This is a genomic window from Falsiroseomonas stagni DSM 19981, assembly GCF_900114315.1.
GTDB lineage: Bacteria > Pseudomonadota > Alphaproteobacteria > Acetobacterales > Acetobacteraceae > Falsiroseomonas > Falsiroseomonas stagni.
This window is the reverse complement of record NZ_FOSQ01000002.1, coordinates 480879-499043: the sequence shown is the minus strand read 5'-3', so window position 1 is coordinate 499043 and position 18165 is coordinate 480879. Positions and strand designations below refer to the sequence as shown.

17 protein-coding genes, 1 other RNA gene and 1 pseudogene are annotated in these 18165 nt (G+C 70.6%); 13 read left to right on the top strand and 6 right to left on the bottom strand.

Annotation, left to right across the window (positions count from 1 at the left end; all coding sequences use genetic code 11):
* Window positions 1-116: 116 nt before the first annotated feature.
* The 3 genes and pseudogenes from BM041_RS09185 (at window position 117) to BM041_RS31170 (ending at window position 2280) form a co-directional block, all read left to right on the top strand.
* Entirely contained in the window at window positions 117-1664 is a 1548-nt protein-coding gene (locus BM041_RS09185) for an ABC transporter substrate-binding protein (protein WP_139226007.1), read from the top strand.
* A gap of 75 nt (window positions 1665-1739) precedes the next feature.
* Window positions 1740-2012 (top strand): annotated as a pseudogene (locus BM041_RS09180) (BrnT family toxin); the annotation flags it as partial.
* On the top strand, window positions 1993-2280 hold the full coding sequence (locus tag BM041_RS31170; RefSeq protein WP_092958584.1) for a BrnA antitoxin family protein: 288 nt from the start codon (window positions 1993-1995) through the stop codon (window positions 2278-2280). The pseudogene BM041_RS09180 and the gene BM041_RS31170, both read left to right, overlap by 20 nt.
* Here the strand turns inward: BM041_RS31170 and BM041_RS09170 are convergent, their stop codons facing one another.
* The 4 genes from BM041_RS09170 to ssrA form a co-directional block, all read right to left on the bottom strand.
* Window positions 2281-2532, bottom strand: coding sequence for a DUF1272 domain-containing protein (locus tag BM041_RS09170; RefSeq protein WP_092958582.1), 252 nt, complete (start codon window positions 2530-2532; stop codon window positions 2281-2283).
* 3 nt (window positions 2533-2535) lie between these two features.
* On the bottom strand, window positions 2536-4137 hold the full coding sequence (locus BM041_RS09165) for a fumarate hydratase (protein WP_092959023.1): 1602 nt from the start codon (window positions 4135-4137) through the stop codon (window positions 2536-2538).
* A gap of 240 nt (window positions 4138-4377) precedes the next feature.
* Window positions 4378-4887: an SspB family protein gene (locus BM041_RS09160; protein ID WP_092958580.1), complete on the bottom strand. Its 510-nt coding sequence runs from the start codon at window positions 4885-4887 to the stop codon at window positions 4378-4380.
* A gap of 74 nt (window positions 4888-4961) precedes the next feature.
* Window positions 4962-5290: a transfer-messenger RNA gene (ssrA, locus tag BM041_RS09155) on the bottom strand.
* A 69-nt stretch (window positions 5291-5359) separates the two neighbouring features.
* Here ssrA and BM041_RS09150 point away from each other — a divergent pair.
* The 5 genes from BM041_RS09150 (at window position 5360) to BM041_RS09130 (ending at window position 8976) form a co-directional block, all read left to right on the top strand.
* On the top strand, window positions 5360-6235 hold the full coding sequence (locus tag BM041_RS09150; RefSeq protein WP_245761991.1) for an alpha/beta fold hydrolase: 876 nt from the start codon (window positions 5360-5362) through the stop codon (window positions 6233-6235).
* Between the two features lie 73 nt (window positions 6236-6308).
* Window positions 6309-7247, top strand: coding sequence for an FAD-dependent thymidylate synthase (gene thyX / locus BM041_RS09145; protein WP_092959019.1), 939 nt, complete (start codon window positions 6309-6311; stop codon window positions 7245-7247).
* The gene (locus BM041_RS09140) at window positions 7237-7464 is read left to right on the top strand and encodes a hypothetical protein (protein WP_092958578.1); all 228 of its coding nucleotides are present in this window, start codon (window positions 7237-7239) and stop codon (window positions 7462-7464) included. Before thyX ends, BM041_RS09140 begins: the two co-directional genes overlap by 11 nt.
* A 25-nt stretch (window positions 7465-7489) precedes the next feature.
* The gene (locus BM041_RS09135; protein WP_175533831.1) at window positions 7490-8086 is read left to right on the top strand and encodes an HD domain-containing protein; all 597 of its coding nucleotides are present in this window, start codon (window positions 7490-7492) and stop codon (window positions 8084-8086) included.
* A complete protein-coding gene (locus BM041_RS09130; protein ID WP_092958574.1) occupies window positions 8083-8976 on the top strand; it encodes a ribokinase in 894 nt (297 codons plus the stop codon). The genes BM041_RS09135 and BM041_RS09130 overlap by 4 nt, the downstream gene beginning before the upstream one ends.
* 4 nt (window positions 8977-8980) lie before the next feature.
* Here BM041_RS09130 and BM041_RS09125 read toward each other — a convergent pair whose 3' ends face one another.
* Window positions 8981-10141: an Mrp/NBP35 family ATP-binding protein gene (locus BM041_RS09125; RefSeq protein ID WP_092958572.1), complete on the bottom strand. Its 1161-nt coding sequence runs from the start codon at window positions 10139-10141 to the stop codon at window positions 8981-8983.
* 394 nt (window positions 10142-10535) lie between these two features.
* Between BM041_RS09125 and hflK the strand changes: the two genes are divergently transcribed.
* From hflK to BM041_RS09110, 3 genes are all read left to right on the top strand, one after another.
* Window positions 10536-11627 carry an FtsH protease activity modulator HflK gene (hflK, locus tag BM041_RS09120; RefSeq protein WP_342713787.1) on the top strand — a complete coding sequence of 364 codons (1092 nt, stop codon included), beginning with the start codon at window positions 10536-10538 and terminating at the stop codon, window positions 11625-11627.
* The gene (gene hflC, locus BM041_RS09115; RefSeq protein ID WP_092958569.1) at window positions 11624-12523 is read left to right on the top strand and encodes a protease modulator HflC; all 900 of its coding nucleotides are present in this window, start codon (window positions 11624-11626) and stop codon (window positions 12521-12523) included. The genes hflK and hflC overlap by 4 nt, the downstream gene beginning before the upstream one ends.
* Window positions 12524-12708: 185 nt before the next feature.
* Window positions 12709-14244 (top strand): DegQ family serine endoprotease, encoded by a 1536-nt coding sequence (locus BM041_RS09110; protein WP_092959017.1) that lies wholly within the window; start codon window positions 12709-12711, stop codon window positions 14242-14244.
* An 83-nt stretch (window positions 14245-14327) separates the two neighbouring features.
* Here BM041_RS09110 and serB read toward each other — a convergent pair whose 3' ends face one another.
* Window positions 14328-15224, bottom strand: a complete 897-nt coding sequence (gene serB / locus BM041_RS09105; protein ID WP_092958567.1) for a phosphoserine phosphatase SerB — start codon at window positions 15222-15224, stop codon at window positions 14328-14330.
* A gap of 48 nt (window positions 15225-15272) precedes the next feature.
* Here serB and miaA point away from each other — a divergent pair, with 48 nt between their 5' ends.
* Window positions 15273-16262: a tRNA (adenosine(37)-N6)-dimethylallyltransferase MiaA gene (gene miaA / locus BM041_RS09100; RefSeq protein ID WP_092959015.1), complete on the top strand. Its 990-nt coding sequence runs from the start codon at window positions 15273-15275 to the stop codon at window positions 16260-16262.
* A gap of 66 nt (window positions 16263-16328) precedes the next feature.
* Window positions 16329-18131, top strand: a complete 1803-nt coding sequence (locus BM041_RS09095; RefSeq protein WP_092958565.1) for an acetolactate synthase 3 large subunit — start codon at window positions 16329-16331, stop codon at window positions 18129-18131.
* The last annotated feature ends 34 nt before the right edge of the window (window positions 18132-18165 follow it).

The following is an 18165-nucleotide window of genomic DNA, read 5'->3' as shown; positions in this document are numbered from 1 at the left end:
ACGACCGCCTGCGCCATGGATTTCATCGCCCGTCGCCCCTGGCCGAGGCCGCGCCGTGGGTGGCACTCTCCACGGCGGCAATGCCGGGGGCGCCGGCGCGGAAGGGATCGGGCTGCATGGGATTCGTGAAACGGCTGGCCTTCGGGCTTTCCCTCGTGCTGGCGGTGCCGGCGCTGCCGCCGGCCTCGGCGCAGACGCTGCGCATCGGCATGCAGGCGCCGCCCAGCACGCTGGACCCGCATTGGCTGCTGAACCTGGCCAATACCGGGGCGCTGCGGAACATCTATGAGACGCTGGTCATGCGCGATGACCAGATGGCGCTGCGGCCGGGGCTCGCGGAGTCCTGGCGGGTGGTGGATGACACGACCTGGGAGTTCCGGCTGCGCGCCGGGGTGCGCTTCCATGACGGCAGCCCGCTGACGTCGGAGGATATCGCCGCCAGCTTCCAGCGCGTGCCGAACGTGCCGGGCAACCCGAACCCCTATTCCATCTACCTGTCGGGGGTGACGGGGGTGGAGGTGGTGGATGCGCTGACCTTCCGCATCCGCACATCCGGGCCCTTGCCGATCCTGCCCACCAATCTGACGCAGATCTTCATCGTGCCGAGATCGGTGGCGGGCCTCGGCAACCCGGAATTCAACAGCGGCCAGGCGGCGATCGGGACCGGGCCCTTCAAGCTGGGATCCTGGTCCACCAACGCGCCGCTGGTCCTGCGCCGCAACGAGGAATGGTGGGGCGGGCGGGTGCCGTGGGAATCCGCCGTGCTGACGCCCATCCCGAACGACCCGGCGCGCGTGGCGGCGCTGCTGGCGGGCGATGTGGATTTCATCAACAACGTACCCCTGCAGGATGCGGGGCGGATCGGCGCGGACCGGCGCCTGGCGCTGTTCACCGCGCCCTCCATCTATGCGGTCAACATCTACCCCGATGTGGAACGCGCCAGCCCGCCCGGCGTGGACGCCAACGGCCAGAACCCGATGCGGGATGTGCGCGTCCGCCGCGCCATGTCGCTCGCCCTGAACCGGGAGGGGATCGCGCGCCAGATCATGGAAGGCTATGCGGAGCCGACCGACCAGCCCGTGCCGCCCTTCGTCTTCGGCGCCATCCCGGACCGCGCCCTGCCGGCGGCCGACATCAACGCCGCCCGCGCCCTGTTGGCGGAGGCGGGCTGGGGGCAGGGCTTCGGGCTGAACCTGTTCTGCTCCCCCAACCGGACACCGCGCATCTGCCAGGCGATCGCTTCCGCCTGGACGCGCATCGGCATCCGCACGACCGTGGAGGTGGTGCCGCAGGCGACCTTCCTGACCCGGCGCAACCGGCGGGAATACGGCGTCTTCGTCACCGTCTTCGGATCCCTGACCGGGGAGACGTCCTACCTGCTGAGTTCCCAGATCCACACCAGCGGCACGGTGCCGGGGCTGGGGACGCTGAACTTCACGGGCTACGGCGTGGCTTCGGTGGATGCGGAGATCGCGCGGGCGCGGGCCACGCTGGACGATGCGGAACGCAACCGCCTTCTGCGGGCGCTGGTGCAGCGGACGGTGGATGAGGCGCTGATCATCGGCGTCGGACTGGTCCACTCCGCCCATGCGGGGAGTGCGAACCTGGTGACCAGGGCGCGGGCGGACGAGGAGGTGCTGGCGGTGGAGATCAGGCCGCGGTGAGGGGGTTGAGATCGGGACGCGCTGTAACTACAATGCGGTAGGGACGAGACGGTCAGCTTCCGCTGGAGCCCTTGGAAAGCTGCGGAGAACCTGCGGAAGCATGGCGTCGCGTTCGAGGACGCGGCGCTGGTCTTCAACGACCCGCGTCGTGCCACGCGCCTTGACCAGCACCCGCATGAGGAGCGGTGGCAGACCATCGGGATCCCGAGCGGCGCCTTCCCCATGGTCCTGCTCGTCGTGCATGTGGATTGGGTGAGCGAGGACGACGGCCATGAAGAAATCAGGATCATCTCGGCTCGACGAGCGACACCGCGAGAGCGACGTGCGTATGAAGCTGGACGGTTCTGAGCCGCTGACACGCGAGGCTGAGGCAAGGCTCCGCGCACTGGCGGCCATGCCGGATGAGACCATCGACACCTCCGACATTCCGGAAGTGCTGGATTGGAGCGATGCGGTGCGGGGCGGGATGTACCGGCCCGTGAAGCGCCAGATCACGCTCCGGCTGGACGCCGACCTCCTGGATTTCTTCGAGGCGGCCGGGAAGGGGTATCAGACCCGCATCAACGCCGCGCTTCGCGAATGGGTCGGCACGCAGCGGGAGCGCAAGGCGGGCTGATCAGCCCCCCGTGCAGGCCGGCAGCGTGCTGCGCTTGCGCACCGTACTCGCCGGAAAACGCTCCAGCTTCCCCGCCGGGCGGATCGGGCGGGGGACCAGGTTGCCCCCGCAATTCGGGCACAGCCCGCCGGGCAGGCGCGTGGCCGCGCAGTCCCGGCACCAGGTGCATTCGAAGGAGCAGATCAGCGCCCGGTCGGACTCCGGCGGCAAATCCGTGCCGCAGCATTCGCAGTTCGGGCGCAGCTCCAGCATGGCCTATTCCAGCCCTTCGTAGAAATCATTGCCCTTGTCATCGACGACGATGAACGCAGGAAAGTCCTCGACCTCGATCCGCCAGACCGCTTCCATGCCGAGCTCCGGGTATTCCAGAACCTCGACCTTGCGGATGCAGTCCTGCGCCAGCCGCGCCGCAGGCCCACCAACGGAGCCCAGGTAGAAGCCGCCATAGCTCTTGCAGGCGTTGAGCACGGCCTTGGAGCGGTTGCCCTTGGCCAGCATCACCAGCGAACCGCCGGCCTTCTGGAAGGCCTCGACATAGCTGTCCATGCGCCCGGCGGTGGTGGGGCCGAAGCTGCCGGTGGCCATGCCGGTCGGGGTCTTGGCGGGGCCGGCGTAATAGACGGGGTGGTTCTTCAGGTAGTCGGGCAGGCCCTCGCCCCGGTCGAGGCGTTCCTGCAGCTTCGCATGCGCGATGTCGCGGGCGACCACCACCGTGCCGGTCAGCGACACGCGGGTCTTCACCGGGTGCTTCGACAATTCGGCGCGGATCGCGCTCATCGGCTGGTTCAGGTCGATGCGGACCACATCGCCGCCGAGGATGCTGTCCGTCGCCTCCGGCAGGTACTTCGCGGGCTCATGTTCCAGTTGTTCGAGGAACACACCCTCCGGCGTGATCTTCGCCTTGATCTGGCGGTCGGCGGAGCAGGAGACGCCGATGCCGATGGGCAGCGACGCGCCATGGCGGGGCAGGCGCACCACGCGGACGTCGTGGCAGAAATACTTGCCGCCGAACTGCGCGCCGATGCCGAGGTTCTGGGTCAGCTTGTGGACCTCGGCCTCGAACGCCGTGTCGCGGAAGGCGTGGCCGGCCTTGGAACCCTCGGTCGGCAGCGCGTCCAGCCACTTGGTGGAGGCGAGCTTGACGGTCTTGAGGTTCATCTCGGCGCTGGTGCCGCCGATGACGATCGACAGGTGATAGGGCGGGCAGGCGCTGGTGCCGAGCGTCTTGATCTTGTCTTCCAGGAACTTCAGCAGCTTCTCCCGCGACAGCACGGCGCGGGTCTGCTGGAACAGGAAGGTCTTGTTGGCCGATCCGCCGCCCTTGAGGATGAACATCAGGTGCAGCTCATCGGCGTGGTGGTCGCCGGGCTGCGCCATGATGGAGAACTCGACCGGCAGATTGTTGCCGGTATTGACCTCATCCCACATGGTCAGGGGGGCCATCTGGGAATAGCGGAGGTTGGTCTCGGTATAGGTGCGGTGGACGCCGTAGCTCAGCGCCTCCTCCTCATCGCCCTCGATCCAGACGCGCTGGCCCTTCTTGCCGAAGACGATGGCGGTGCCGGTGTCCTGGCACATGGGCAGCACGCCGCCGGCGGCGATGTTGGCGTTCTTCAGCAGGTCGAGCGCCACGAAGCGGTCGTTCGGGCTGGCTTCCGGGTCCTGGAGGATTTTCGCCAGCTGCGCCAGGTGGCCGGGGCGCAGCAGGTGGGAGACGTCCTTGCACGCCTGGAAGGCGAGCTGTTCCAGCGCCTCCGGCTTCACCTTCAGCACCGTCCGGCCATCGCAGGTCGCGGTGGAGACGCCGGCGATGTCGAGCTTGCGGTAGGGCGTCGTGTCTTCGCCCAGCGGCAGCATGGGGGAGTAGCGGAAGCCCTCCGGCCGTGTCGGCGCGATGACGGGGCTGTCGATGTCGAGCGGTGCGGTCACGGGCGGTCTCCGTGGGCGGCGCCCCAGGGGTGGGCGCGTGACGTTGTCCGCGGGTCGTAGCGCAGGGCGGGGCTGCCGCCAACGGCTGGCCCGGGCGGTTCAGCCCCGCGCCGGGCGGTGACTCAGTCCCGCGCCGGCCGGCGACTCAATCCCGCGCCGGGCGGCGACTCAATCCCGCGCCGGGCGGCGACGGAACGCGTCGAGGCTGACGACCTGCGCGGGGGCCTCGGCCGCCGCGGGGGCGGGGGTGGGGGCGGGCGCGGGGGGGTCCTCGGCCGCGGCGGCCGGCAGGGCGTCCATCTGCGGCTGGAAGCGCAGGCCGTAGCGGACGGAGGGGTCGGCGAAGCCGGTGAGGGCGGCGAAGGGCACCACCAGCGTGGACGGCACGCCGCCGAAATAGAGGCGGACGGAGAAGAAGCCCGCGGCGCGGTCCACCACCAGCGCCTCGAACTGATGCTGCAGCACCACCGTCATTTCCTGGGGGTACTTGGCCTTGAGGTGGCCAGGCACGCGGGTGCCGGGATGGTCCGTGCGGAAGGTCAGGTAGAAATGATGCTCGCCGGGCAGGCCCTGGGCGCCGGCAAGGTCGAGCGACCGCGCGACGACTTCGCGCAGCGCGTCATCCGTCCAACGTTCATACGGTATCTGGCCCTGGGACGGGCGGGCGTCGTCGCTCATGGGTGCACCCCTTCGCATACAACCATAAGATGACGCCGCTGGTCGGGAAAGAGGCGCCGGCGATGATCGAGGAAAGTGGGGGGCTTCTGTTGCCCGGTGCCCCCCGAACCGCGCTTACCTGTTAGGCAGCGAGTGCGACAGCCTCACGGCTGTTATCGTTCGCACTTGTAGGATTAGCCCGATAACGGCGGTACAATGCCGGGCAAAAGCGATCCCTTTACTACGCGCGTCGAAGCTGTTTCGCCCCCGAACGTCCCGCCCGGCCCAGGGGCCGCATGGGATGATGGTGGAGGCGCCGGGCACTGCCCCCGGGTCCGCAACGCTTATTCCGAACCGTGTTTATCGCCATAGTCGGCAAGCCGACGCCGGACATATAGGTCATCGGTACGGCGAGTTCCAGCCTGCTTGACCGGGACGCGCGGCGGTGATGCGCTTTCCCCGGGGGCTACCCCCAGGGAAAGGGAAACGCGCCATGTATCGTCGAGCCGTCGTCGCGGCGACGCTTGCCATGCCGTTCGTCGCCAGAAGCGCCCGGGCTGCGGAGGATCGCCGCTTCGACAGCGCCGGCGTGCCCATCCGCTTCATCGAGGAAGGGCAGGGGGAGCCCGTCATCCTCCTGCACGGCTACACCACCAACCTGGAAGGGCAGTTCGTCCGCACCGGGGTCTTCGGCGCGCTGTCGCCGCATTTCCGGACCATCGCCCTCGATGCCCGCGGCCATGGGCGGAGCGGCAAGCCGCATGACCGCGCGGCCTATGGGCCGGAGATGGGCCGCGACGTGACGCGGCTGATGGACCATCTGGGCCTGCGGCGCGCGCATATCGTGGGCTACTCCATGGGCGCGCATATCGTGGCGCAGCTCGCGGTGCTGGACCCCGGCCGCTTCGCGACGCTGACGCTGGGGGGCGCCGCCGGGCGGCTCGGCTGGACGGCGGAGGACCAGAAGCGCGTCGACGAGGAAAGCGCCGAGATGGACCAGGGGCTGCTGCGGTCGCAGTTCCTCCGGCTGTGGCCGCGGGACCGGCCGCCGCCGAGCGAGGCCGAGATCCGTGCCGATTCGGAGCGTCGCCTGGCCGGGCAGGATGCCCGTGCGCTGGCCGCGGTGCGCCGTTCCAACCCCGACCAGGTGGTGCCGGTGGAGACGCTGGCGCGGGTGCCGATGCCGACGCTCGGCCTCGTCGGCACGGCGGACCCCTATCTGCGGGATTTCGAGCGGCTGAAGGCGGCCATGCCGCGGCTGGAGCTGGTGACGATCCCGGGGGCGAGCCATGGCAGCGCGCCTGGCACGCCCGAATTCCGGGCGGGGCTGCTGCGGTTCCTGCAGGCTCATCCGGGGCTGGTCGGTTAGGCTGGACGCGGGGGCCTGGCCCCGGTATCGCCGCACCGGGCCGTGACGACGGCCCGGTGGATGGGGAATGGGCATGGCGCTGACCGCGGAACAGCAGCAGGAAATCGACGCCGCGCGCGCCGCGGAGGGCCGGACCCTGCGGCCCACGGTGCCGGCGCTGGAGGCCATGCTGTTCCACGCCGTGCCGGTGCTGGACCACGGCTTCGTGCGCGTCATCGACTATATGGGCGACGATGCCGCCATCGTGCAGGCGGCGCGCGTGTCCTACGGCCGCGGCACCAGGGCGGCGAATGAGGACAAGGGGCTGATCCGCTACCTCATGCGGCACCGGCACTCGACCCCCTTCGAGATGTGCGAGATCAAGTTCCATGTGAAGCTGCCGATCTTCGTGGCGCGGCAGTGGATCCGCCACCGCACCGCGAATGTGAACGAATACAGCGCCCGCTATTCGATCCTGGACCGGGAATTCTACATCCCGGCGCCGGAGCACCTGGCCGCGCAATCCGCGATGAACCGCCAGGGCCGCGGCGACGTGCTGCAGGGCGAGGAAGCCGCGCGGGTGCTGGACCTGCTGCGGGAGGACGCGACCCGCAACTACGACCATTACATCGAGATGCTGAACGAGGATGAGGGCGGGCAGCCCGCCGATCCCGGGCGACAGGGCCTGGCGCGGGAACTCGCGCGCATGAACCTGACGCTGAACGCCTATACGCAATGGTACTGGAAGACGGACCTCCATAACCTCTTCCACTTCCTGTCGCTGCGCGCCGACGCCCATGCGCAGTACGAGATCCGCGTCTATGCGGAGGCGATGATGACGATGGCCGAGGCCTGGGTGCCGATCGCCGCCGGCGCCTTCCGGGATTATCGCCTGGGCGCCGTCACGCTTTCCGCCCAGATGCTGGCTATCCTTCGCCGGATGCTGGCGGGGGAGGCGGTGGAGCAGGCGGGGTCGGGCCTGTCCAAGCGTGAATGGCGGGAGTTGATGGAGACTCTCGGGCGTGGCGAATAGCGCCGCCGCGAAGCGTGGCGGCAAGCCGCGGGGCAAGGCGGCGGGACGCGGAACCCGCCTCGCCTGGCTGCATCGCTGGTGGAAGGTGGCGCTGCTGGTGGCGCTGGTGACCATCGGCCTGCCGGTGGCGCATGCGCTGTTCGGGGAAGTCGCGGCGCTGCTGGGCGGGGCGATCCTGTTCGGATTCCTGCTCGGCCGCTGGACGGCGCCCCGGTGATCTCCGCGGTGATGAGGACCGATCGATGACCCCCGACCGCACCGCGGCGCTGCTGGACTTCATGGCGCTGGCCGACCGGCTGAAGCATGTCGAGCGGCGCGGCCGCACGCGCGGGCCGGACGGCACCGACCGCAACGAGAACAGCGCGGAGCATTGCTGGAACGTCGCCCTCGTCGCCGTGCTGCTGCATGGGGAGGTGGAGGACAAGCCGGATCTCGGCCATGTGCTGGCGATGATCGCGGCGCATGACCTGGTGGAGATCGAGGCCGGCGACACCTTCGCCTATGACGAGGCGCATCTGCTGACCCAGGCGGCGCGGGAGCGCGCGGCGGCGGATGTGGTCTTCGGCGTGCTGCCGCCCGACCTCGGCCAGCGCCTGCGCGCGCTGTGGGAGGAGTTCGAGGAGGGAACGACCAAGGAAGCCCGCTTCGCCATGGCCTGCGACCGCGCCCAGGGGATGATGCAGGGCGTGATCGGCACCGGGCATTGGCGCCATGCCGGCATCCGGGAGGAGCAGACACGGGGCCGGATGAACCCGGCGCGGGAGGTCGCACCGGCCTTCGAGGCGCTGATCGGCCTGCTCTACGAACGGGCACGCGCCGGGGGCATGTTCGCGGCATGACCGTCATCGTCTTCGGCTCCGTCACGGCGGACCTCGTCTTCTCGCTGCCGGAACTGCCGCGACCCGGGCATACGGTGCTGGGGCCGGGCTACCGGGCATTGCCGGGGGGCAAGGGCGCGAACCAGGCGGTGGCCGCGGCGCGGGACGGGGCGCGGACGGTCTTCGTGGGCGCGGTGGGCGCGGATGCGATGGCCGATATCGCGCTGTCAGGGCTGCGGGGCGCGGGGGTGGACCTGTCCCGCCTCGCGACCGTGAAGGCGCCGACGGCCTGCGCGGCGGTCTGCGTCGGCCCCGATGGCGGCAACCAGATCGCGGTGGGCAGCGGCGCCAACCTGCTGGCCAGCGCCCAGCAGATCGACGACACGATGCTGCGCCCCGGCGCCGTCCTGCTGCTGCAGATGGAAGTGCCCCCGGCGGAAGTGGCCGTGGCGGTGATGCGGGCGCGGTCGCGCGGCGCCAGGGTGATCCTGAACCTGGCGCCGGCGGCGGCCGACCTGCCGCGGGACATCCTGGCGGCGCTCGACCTGCTGGTGGTGAATGAGCATGAGGCGATGATGGTCGCCCGCCGGCTGGGGACCGCGCCGGATGCGGCGGCGATCCGCGCGGCGCTCGGCACCGATGTGGCGCTGACCATGGGGGCGTCGGGCGTCACCGCTGCGACCGCCGCGGGCCTGTTCCGCTACCCCGCCTTCCCGGTGAAGCCCGTGGATACGACGGGGGCGGGGGATTGCTGGTGCGGGGTGCTGGCCGCGGCACTCGATCGCAGCCTGCCGTTGGATGCGGCGATGCGGCGCGCCTGCGCCGCCGCCGCCATCGCCTGCACCCGCCCCGGCGCGGCGAGTGCCATGCCGACCGGGGCGGAGACGGACGCGCTGCTCGCCAGTCGATGACGATTCAGTCGATGACGATCTTGGGGCCGGCGCCCGCCCGCTCGGCCAGCTTCTCCCGCAGCCGGGTCGCGATGCGCTGGTAGGCGGCCGCCTCCTCCGAGTCGGGCTTTGCCGCGACGATGGGGGTGCCGGCATCGGCGAGTTCGCGGATGGCGAGCTTCAGCGGCAATTCGCCGAGGAACTCCACGCCGAGTCGCGCGGCCTCCGCCTTCGCCCCGCCATGGCCGAAGATGTCGGTCCGGTGGTTGCAGTTCGGGCAGCAGAAGAAGCTCATATTCTCGACCAGGCCGAGGACGGGGACGTTCACCTTCTCGAACATCCGGACGCCGCGGCGGGCGTCGATCAGCGCCACGTCCTGGGGCGTGGAGACGATGACGGCGCCGGCCAGCGGCACGCGCTGGCTCATCGTCAACTGCGCATCGCCGGTGCCGGGCGGCATGTCGACGATCATGATGTCGAGGGCACCCCACTCCACCTGGCCCATCAGCTGTTCCAGCGCGCCCATGACCATGGGGCCGCGCCAGATCATCGGCGTCTCCTGCTCCACCAGGAAGCCGATGGACATGGCCTTCAGGCCCCAGCGGCTGAGCGGGATGATGCGGCTGCCCTCCGCCCGCGGGCGTTCATGGGTGCCGAGCATCTGGGGGAGCGACGGGCCGTAGATGTCGGCATCCAGCAGGCCGACGCGCTGGCCCTGCATGGCCAGCGCCACGGCGAGGTTCACGGCCGTGGTGGATTTGCCGACGCCGCCCTTGCCGGAGGCGACGGCGACGATGGCGCCGACATCGGGCAGCAGCATCGGCCCCTGGCCGGCAGGCGTCTTGCCGCCAGGGGCGGGGCCATGGGCGTGCGGGGGCGCGGAAGGCTGGGCGGCGGGCTTCGCGGGCTCCGCCACGGATCCAGCCACGGGCTGCGCCCGATGTGCAGTCAGCACCACGGTGGCGGACAGCACGCCGGGTACGGCGGCGGCGGCGCGTTCGGCGGCGGCGCGGAGCGGCTCACTCTCCCGCGCCCGTTCCCGCGGCACCTGGATCGCGAACTGGACCATGCCCGACTTGACCGCCAGGCCATCCACCATGCCGGCGCTGACCACGTCCTGGCCGGTCACGGGGTCGCGCACCGATCGCAGCGCGGCGCGCACCGCCTGTTCCAGCATCTCGCCCATCGCTTGAAAAACCCCCTGTTCCATCCGATATCGCGCCGGCCAAGTCGGCCCCGTCATGCGGTTTACCGCGTGGCGGAAGCCCGTGCAGGTTGTCCCGGCGTCAACAAGACCGGGTCGACCTGAACCGGCGCGGCCCCCATATGGCCCCCATATGGACCGACGACGCGACCGCTGCACCCCTCCCTTGCCGGGAAGGGACGTGGCACATGTCTTGCCCGTACTGGAGGAGGCCTAAACCCCGATGGCGTGGAACAACAGCGGCGGACCCAGCCCCTGGGGAAATCCCAGGCCGGGCGGGCCATGGGGGGCGCCGCAGCCGCCTTCGGGCGGGGGCCAGGGCGGCGGCGGTGGCGGCGGTGGCCGCGGCGGCGGCGGCGGGCCTGACCTGGATGACGTGATTCGCCAGGCGCAGGACACGGTGCGCCGCTACCTGCCGCGCGGCGGCGGGGGCATGGGGCTGGCGCTGATCGGCGTCGTGCTGGTGGGCATCTGGGGCGCCTCCGGCTTCTACCGCGTGCAGCCGGACGAGCAGGGCGTTGTCATGCGATTCGGCGCCTTCAACCGCACCACCCCGCCGGGCTGGGGCTACGCGATCCCCTGGCCGGTGGAAGCGGTGTCCAAGCCGCGCGTCACGCGCATCAACCGTGTCGATGTCGGCTTCCGCGCGCCGGCCGATACCGGCCAGGCGGTGCGCCCCATCCCGTCCCGCGACGTGCTTGAGGAAAGCATGATGCTGACGGGCGACGAGAACATCATCGACATCGATTTCGCCGTCTTCTGGCAGATCCGCGATGTCGCCGACTTCCTGTTCAACACCCGCAACACGGAAGCCACGGTGAAGTCCGCGGCCGAGAGCGTGATGCGCGAAGTCATCGGCCGCACGCCGATCCAGCCCGCGCTGACCGAAGCGCGCGCGCAGATCGAGCAGGATGTGCGCCGCGGCACCCAGGCGATCCTCGACCAGTATCGCGCCGGGATCGAGGTGACGCAGGTGCAGCTGCAGAAGGTGGACCCGCCGGCCACGGTGGTAGACGCCTTCCGCGACGTGCAGCGCGCCAATGCGGACCGCGAACGCGCCCGCAACGAGGCCGAGAGCTACCGCAACGACATCATCCCCCGCGCCCGCGGCGAGGCCGAGCGCCTGGTGCAGGAGGCCGAGGGCTTCCGCGAGAGCCAGATCGCCCGCGCCCGAGGCGAGGCGCAGCGCTTCGTCTCGGTCCTCACGGGCTATCAGGCCGCGCAGGACGTGACGGTGCGCCGCATGTACCTGGAGACGATGGAGGAGATCCTCCGCCGCAATCCGAAGGTGCTGGTGGATGACCGGCTGCAGGGCGTCGTGCCGCTGCTGAACCTTGGCGACCAGGGCCGTGGCGTGGCGGGTGCCGTGCCGCAGGTGATGCGCCAGCAGGCGCCGCCGCCGCAGCCGCCCCAGCCCGCGCCCGGCCAGGGCTTCGGCAACAACCGTCCGGCCGGAGTGCCCCGATGAACCGCGCCCTCATCCTGGCGGTCATCGCCGCCATCGGCCTTGTCGTGGCCTCCTCCACGCTGTTCACGGTGCACCAGACGCAGCAGGTGCTGATCACCCGGCTGGGTGAGCCGGTGCGCGTGATCCGCGAACCGGGCCTGCATGCGAAGGTGCCGATCCTCGACGCCGTCATCACCTTCGACCGGCGCCTGCTGGACTACGACGCGCCCGGCGAGGAACTGATCCTGGGCGACCAGCGCCGGCTGATCGTGGACAGCTTCACGCGCTACCGCATCGTCGATCCGCTGCTGTTCTTCCAGACGGCGGGCGCGGCCGAGACCGGCATCCGGGCGCGGCTGAACTCCATCGTCACCTCCGCGCTGCGCCGCGTGCTGGGCAACGAGCCGCTGCTGAGCGTCCTGTCCACGGACCGCACCCGGATCATGGGTGAGATCCGCCGGCAGGTGAATGACGAGGCCCGCCGCTTCGGCATCGAGGTGACGGATGTGCGCATCCGCCGCGCCGACCTGCCGGAGGAGAACACGCAGGCCATCCTCAACCGGATGCAGTCCGAGCGTGAGCGCGTGGCCCGCGAGGCCCGCGCCGAGGGTGCGGAAGTGGCGGTGCGCGTGCGCGCCGGCGCCGACCGTGAACGCACGGTGCTGCTGGCCGAGGGCCAGGCGAGCGCCGACATCCTGCGCGGCCAGGGCGAGCAGGAGGCGATCCGCATCTTCGCCGATGCCTTCCAGCGTGACCCCCAGTTCTTCCAGTTCTGGCGGACCATGCAGGCCTATCGGGAGGCGTTCAGCGAGGGCGAGACGCGGCTGCTGCTGTCGCCCGACAGCGAGTTCTTCCGCTTCTTCCGGGAGAGCATGCCGTCGGTCGGCGCGCCGCTGAACCCGACGACGCCGCGGTGACGTGACGACAGGGCGGGGCGGCCTTTCCGGCCGCCCCGCCCGACCGGTGACACTTCGTGTTGATCGGCGGCCTTCCGATCGCGGCATGGCATGCCAATGTTGCGGTGTGGGGCGCCCGCGCCCAATTTGCCGTATCGGGCGTCCGCGCCCACCCTGTCGGTCCGATCTGAGAAAAGGTGCCGCCCGTGCGCTTTGCCCCCTTCCTGATGGCCGCGGCCATCGCCGCACCCTTCGCGGCGCTGTCACCCGCGCCGGCCCATGCCCAGATCCCGCCGCCCGGGGCGCCTTCGTCCTTCGCGCCGCTGGCGCAGCGGCTGCTGCCGGCGGTGGTGAACATCCAGACCACCCAGGCCGCGGGTTCGCCCGGCCGGGCCCAGCGGCCCGATGCGCCGGACACCCCGCAGGCGCCCCCCGGCAGCCCCTTCGAGGAATTCTTCCGGGACTTCCTGGAACGGAACCGCCCGCCCGGCCAGCAGGGGCGGCCCAACCAGCCGCAGCAGCAGCAGCCGCAGCGCCGCGCGCAGTCCCTGGGTTCGGGCTTCATCATCGACCCGTCCGGCATCGTGGTGACGAACAACCACGTCATCGACGGCGCCGACGAGATCAACGTGGTCCTCCAGGACAACACCACGCTGCGGGCCGAGCTGGTCGGCACGGACCCGCGTACGGACGTGGCGGTGCTGCGCGTGCGCCCGGAACGGCCGCTGCCCTCCGTTGCCTTCGGGGACAGCGACACGGCGCTGGTCGGCGACTGGGTGCTGGCGATCGGCAATCCCTTCGGGCTTGGCGGGTCCGTGACGGCGGGCATCGTCTCCGCCCGCGGGCGTGACATCCGCCAGGGCCTCTATGACGACTTCATCCAGACGGATGCCGCCATCAACCGCGGCAATTCGGGTGGCCCGCTGTTCAACCTGGCGGGGGAGGTGATCGGCATCAACACGGCGATCTATTCGCCGTCGGGCGGGTCGATCGGCATCGGCTTCTCCATCCCGTCCAACCTGGCGCGGAACATCGCGAACCAGCTGCGGGAACAGGGGCGGGTGCGGCGCGGCTGGCTGGGCGTGAACATCCAGCAGGTGACGGATGAGATCGCGGAAAGCCTCGGCATCCGCGGCGGCGCGCGGGGCGCGCTGGTGGCCCGTGCCCAGGAAGGCGGCCCGGCCGCGGCCGGCGGCATCCAGGCTGGCGACGTGATCCTGCGCTTCAACGGGCAGGAGGTGCGGGAGATGCGCAACCTGCCGCGCATCGTGGCGGACACCAATGTCGGCAATTCCGTGCCGGTGGTGGTGTGGCGAGATGGCGCCGAGCGGACCGTGACCATCACGGTGGCCGAGTTGCCGTCCGAGGCGCAGCAGGCGGCGGCGACCCCGGCGCCGGCGGCGCGGCCGCAGACGCTGGAGCTTTCGGGCCTGGGCCTGCGGGTCGGCCCGATCACGCCGGAGGCGCGGGAGCGTTTCAGCCTGCGGGCGGAAAGCCGGGGCGTGGTGATCACCGAGGTCTCGCCCGGCAGCACGGCGGCGGAGCGTGAACTGCGCCCGGGCGACGTGATCGTCGAGGTGCAGCAGGAGCGGGTGAACACGCCGCAGGAGGTGCAGGAGCGTCTGGAGCGCCTGCGTCGCCAGAACCGGGCGACCGCGCTGCTCCTCATCGAGGGCCCCCAGGGCCAGCGCTGGGTCCCCCTGCGCCTGACCCCGGCGCGCCCGCCCGGCGCCCCGGGTTGATCTTCCACTGACGACGGTCCAGGGGCGGTTCGCCCCTGGCGGGTGGGGTCAAGGGGAGGGCAGCGCCCTCCCCTTTTTGTTTTTCAGGTGTTCGAGACGAACTCCGCCCGCCGATACCCCTGCATGAAGAGCAGCGCCAGCAGGTCCGTGTGGTCCACCCGCGCCCGCGCCGCCGCGGCCACCACCGGCTTCGCGCGATAGGCGACACCCAGCCCCGCCGCCTGGATCATGTCGAGGTCGTTCGCCCCATCCCCCACCGCCAGCGTCGCCGCCAGGGCCAGGCCGTTCTCGGTGGCGAGCTGCTTGAGCGTTGAGAGCTTGGCGTTGCGGTCGAAGACGGGCTCCACGACCTTCCCCGTCAGCTTCCCGTCCTCGATCAGCAGGATGTTGGAGACGTGGTGGTGGAAGCCTAGCTTTTCCGCCACGCGGCCGGTGAAGAAGGTGAAGCCGCCGGAGGCCAGGCAGCAGGTGGCGCCGTTGGCGCGCATGGTGGCGACGAGTTCGGCGGCACCGGGCATCATCTCGGTCGCCGCCCAGGTGGCTTCGAGCGCCGAGACATCGAGGCCGCCCAGCATGCCGACGCGTTCCACCAGCGCCTGGCGGAAATCGAGTTCGCCGTTCATGGAGCGGCGGGTGATTTCCGCGATCTTCTCCTTGAGGCCGGCGAAGGCGGCGATCTCGTCCAGCGTCTCGCTGGTGACGATGGTGCTGTCCATGTCGGCGACGAGGAGCCGCTTGCGGCGGCCCTCGGCCGGCATGGCGATGGCGTCCACCGGCGCGCCGGCCAGTGCAGCGCGGGCGGCGGCGGCGGCCTGTTCGGCGGCGGCGTCCGCGAAGGGGATGTCCACGGCCTCGCGCTCCGCCAGCCAATCCGGCGTGCCGGGGGCGGCGCCGAGCGCGTCCAGCGCGCCGCGGACCTTGGAAACCAAAGCGGGGTCGAGAGCGCCGGGGGCGGCGATCAGGGTCAGGATGTGGGGCATGCGGGGCGCCCCATGCCATTGGCGCCCGGGCTGTGCAACATCAGGGCCATGACAACGCATGCGCTGCCCCCCGCCCTGATCGTCGCCGGCCCGACCGCCAGCGGGAAGACCGCGCTCGCCCTGGGGCTGGCGCGGCGCCTGGGCGGCACCGTCATCAATGCCGATTCGATGCAGGTGTATCGGGAGCTTCGCGTGCTGACGGCGCGGCCGACGGCGGAGGAGGAGGCGGTGGTGCCGCATGCCCTCTATGGCGTGCGGCCGGCGGCGGAGGCGGGCACGGTCGCGTGGTGGCGGGGTGCGGCGCTGGCGGCGATGGAGGAGGCGCGGGCGGCAGGGCGCGTGCCGATCCTCTGCGGGGGCACGGGTCTGTACTTCCTGTCGCTGACCGAGGGGTTGGCGGAGGTGCCGCCGGTGCCGGTGGAGGCGCGGGCGGAGGCGCGGCGGTTGCTGGAGGCGGAGGGGCCTGCGGCGCTGCATGCCAGGCTGGCCGTGCTGGATGCGGAGAGTGCGGCGGCGCTGCGGCCTTCCGACAGCCAGCGCCTGGCGCGGGCCTATGAGGTGGTGACGGGGACGGGGAAGGGGCTCCGCGCCTGGCAGCGGGAAGGGGGGGCGGCGGCGGCGCCCTGGCGGTTCGCGGCCGTGGTGCTGGACCCGCCGCGGCCGGCGCTGCGGGCGGCGATCGGGCGGCGGTGGCAGGCGATGCTGCGGGCCGGGGCGCTGGAGGAGGTGCGGGCGCTTGGGGCGCAGGGGCTGGACCCCGCGCTGCCGGCGATGCGGGCGCATGGGGTGCCGGAGTTGCTGGCGCATCTGGCCGGGCGGATGACGCTGGCGGCGGCGTCGACGCGCGCGATCCTCAATACGGGGCAATACACCAAGCGGCAGGCGACTTGGTTCCGGCACCATGCGCTGGCGCCCCCTGCGCATGTGCATAGCATCCATGCGCGATGCGAGGGCCTGGAGCAACTTTCGGAATGTGAATTGGCAAAAATCATCGCTTTTGTTGATCGGCGCGTTGACGGAGGTGAATCGGGGGCGTAGAGGGACGCGGACCGGCAAGGCGCAGCCATGCCGGTGCCCCTCAGACACAGGAAAGCCGAGCACCCCATGTCCGCCACCATCCAGCACGCCGATTCGACGCCCCTGACGATGTCGGGTGCGGAGGTCGTCCTCCGCGCGCTGAAGGATCAGGGCGTCGAGGTCATCTTCGGGTATCCCGGCGGCGCGGTATTGCCGATCTACGACGCGATCTTCCAGCAGAACGCCATCCGCCACATCCTGGTGCGGCACGAACAGGCCGCGGTGCATGCGGCGGAAGGCTATGCGCGGTCGACGGGGAAGGTGGGCTGCGTGCTCGTCACCTCCGGCCCCGGCGCCACCAATGCGGTGACGGGCCTGCTGGACGCGCTGATGGACAGCATCCCGCTGGTCTGCCTGACGGGCCAGGTGCCGACGCACCTGATCGGCAACGACGCCTTCCAGGAAGCCGACACCACCGGCATCACGCGGCCGGCGACCAAGCACAACTACCTGGTGAAGCGGTCGGACGATTTGGCGCGGGTGGTGCATGAGGCCTTCCACGTGGCGCGCAGCGGCCGCCCGGGGCCGGTCGTCATCGACCTGCCGAAGGACATCCTGATCAACAAGGCGCCCTATGCGGAAGCGCCGCCGGCCAGCCAGCCGCACCGGTCCTACCGCCCGCAGGCGGAGCCCGACATGGGCCAGGTCCGCAAGGCGGTGGCGCTGCTGAAGGCGTCGAAGAAGCCGGTGGTCTATGCCGGCGGCGGCGTCATCAATGCGGGGCCTGAAGCGTCCCGCCTGCTGACCGAATTCGTGCACATGACGGGCTTCCCCTGCACGAACACGCTGATGGGCCTGGGCGCCTTCCCGTCCCAGGACAAGCAGTTCATCGGCATGCTGGGCATGCACGGGACCTACGAGGCGAACCTCGTGATGCATGGCTGCGACGTCATGCTGAACATGGGTGCCCGCTTCGATGACCGGGTGACGGGGAAGCTGTCCCACTTCTCCCCGGGTTCGAAGAAGATCCACGCGGATATCGATCCTTCCTCCATCAACAAGAACGTCAAGGTGGACGTGCCGATCGTCGGCGATGCGGCGCGCATCCTGGCGGCGATGATCCAGGCGTGGAAGGAAGACACCACGCCGCAGGACCGGGAGGCGCTGGCCAGCTGGTGGCGCCAGATCGAGGAATGGCGCGCGAAGGACTGCCTGCGCTACGTGCAGCAGGGCAAGATCATCAAGCCGCAGCACGCGGTGAAGCGGCTGTACGAGATCACGCGGGAGAGCGGGCGCGAGACCTACATCACGACCGAGGTCGGCCAGCACCAGATGTGGGCCGCGCAGTATTTCGGCTTCGAGAAGCCGAACCGCTGGATGACGTCGGGCGGCCTCGGCACCATGGGCTACGGCCTGCCGGCGGCGATGGGTGTGCAGATCGCGCATCCCGACGCGCTTGTGATCGACATCGCCGGCGAGGCCAGCATCCTGATGAACATCCAGGAAATGGCGACGCTGGCGCAGTACCGGCTGCCGGTGAAGGTGTTCATCCTCAACAACGAATACATGGGCATGGTGCGCCAGTGGCAGGAACTGCTGCATGGCGGCCGGTATTCGGAGAGCTACTCTGCCGCGCTGCCGGACTTCGTGAAGCTGGCGGAAAGTTTTCACGGTGTTGGCCTGCGCGCGACGAACGCGGACCAGCTGGATGACGTGATCCGGGAGATGCTGGCGACCGACCGCCCGGTGATCGCGGACATCGCGGTGGCGAAGGACGAGAACTGCTTCCCGATGATCCCCTCGGGCGCCGCGCATAACGAGATGATCCTCGGCCCGGGGCAGGAAGGTGGCGTCGCCGGCGTGACGGATGAGGGCAAGGTCCTCGTCTGAGCCTTCGTCACGCTGCCGCCGCGGGGCGTTCGCG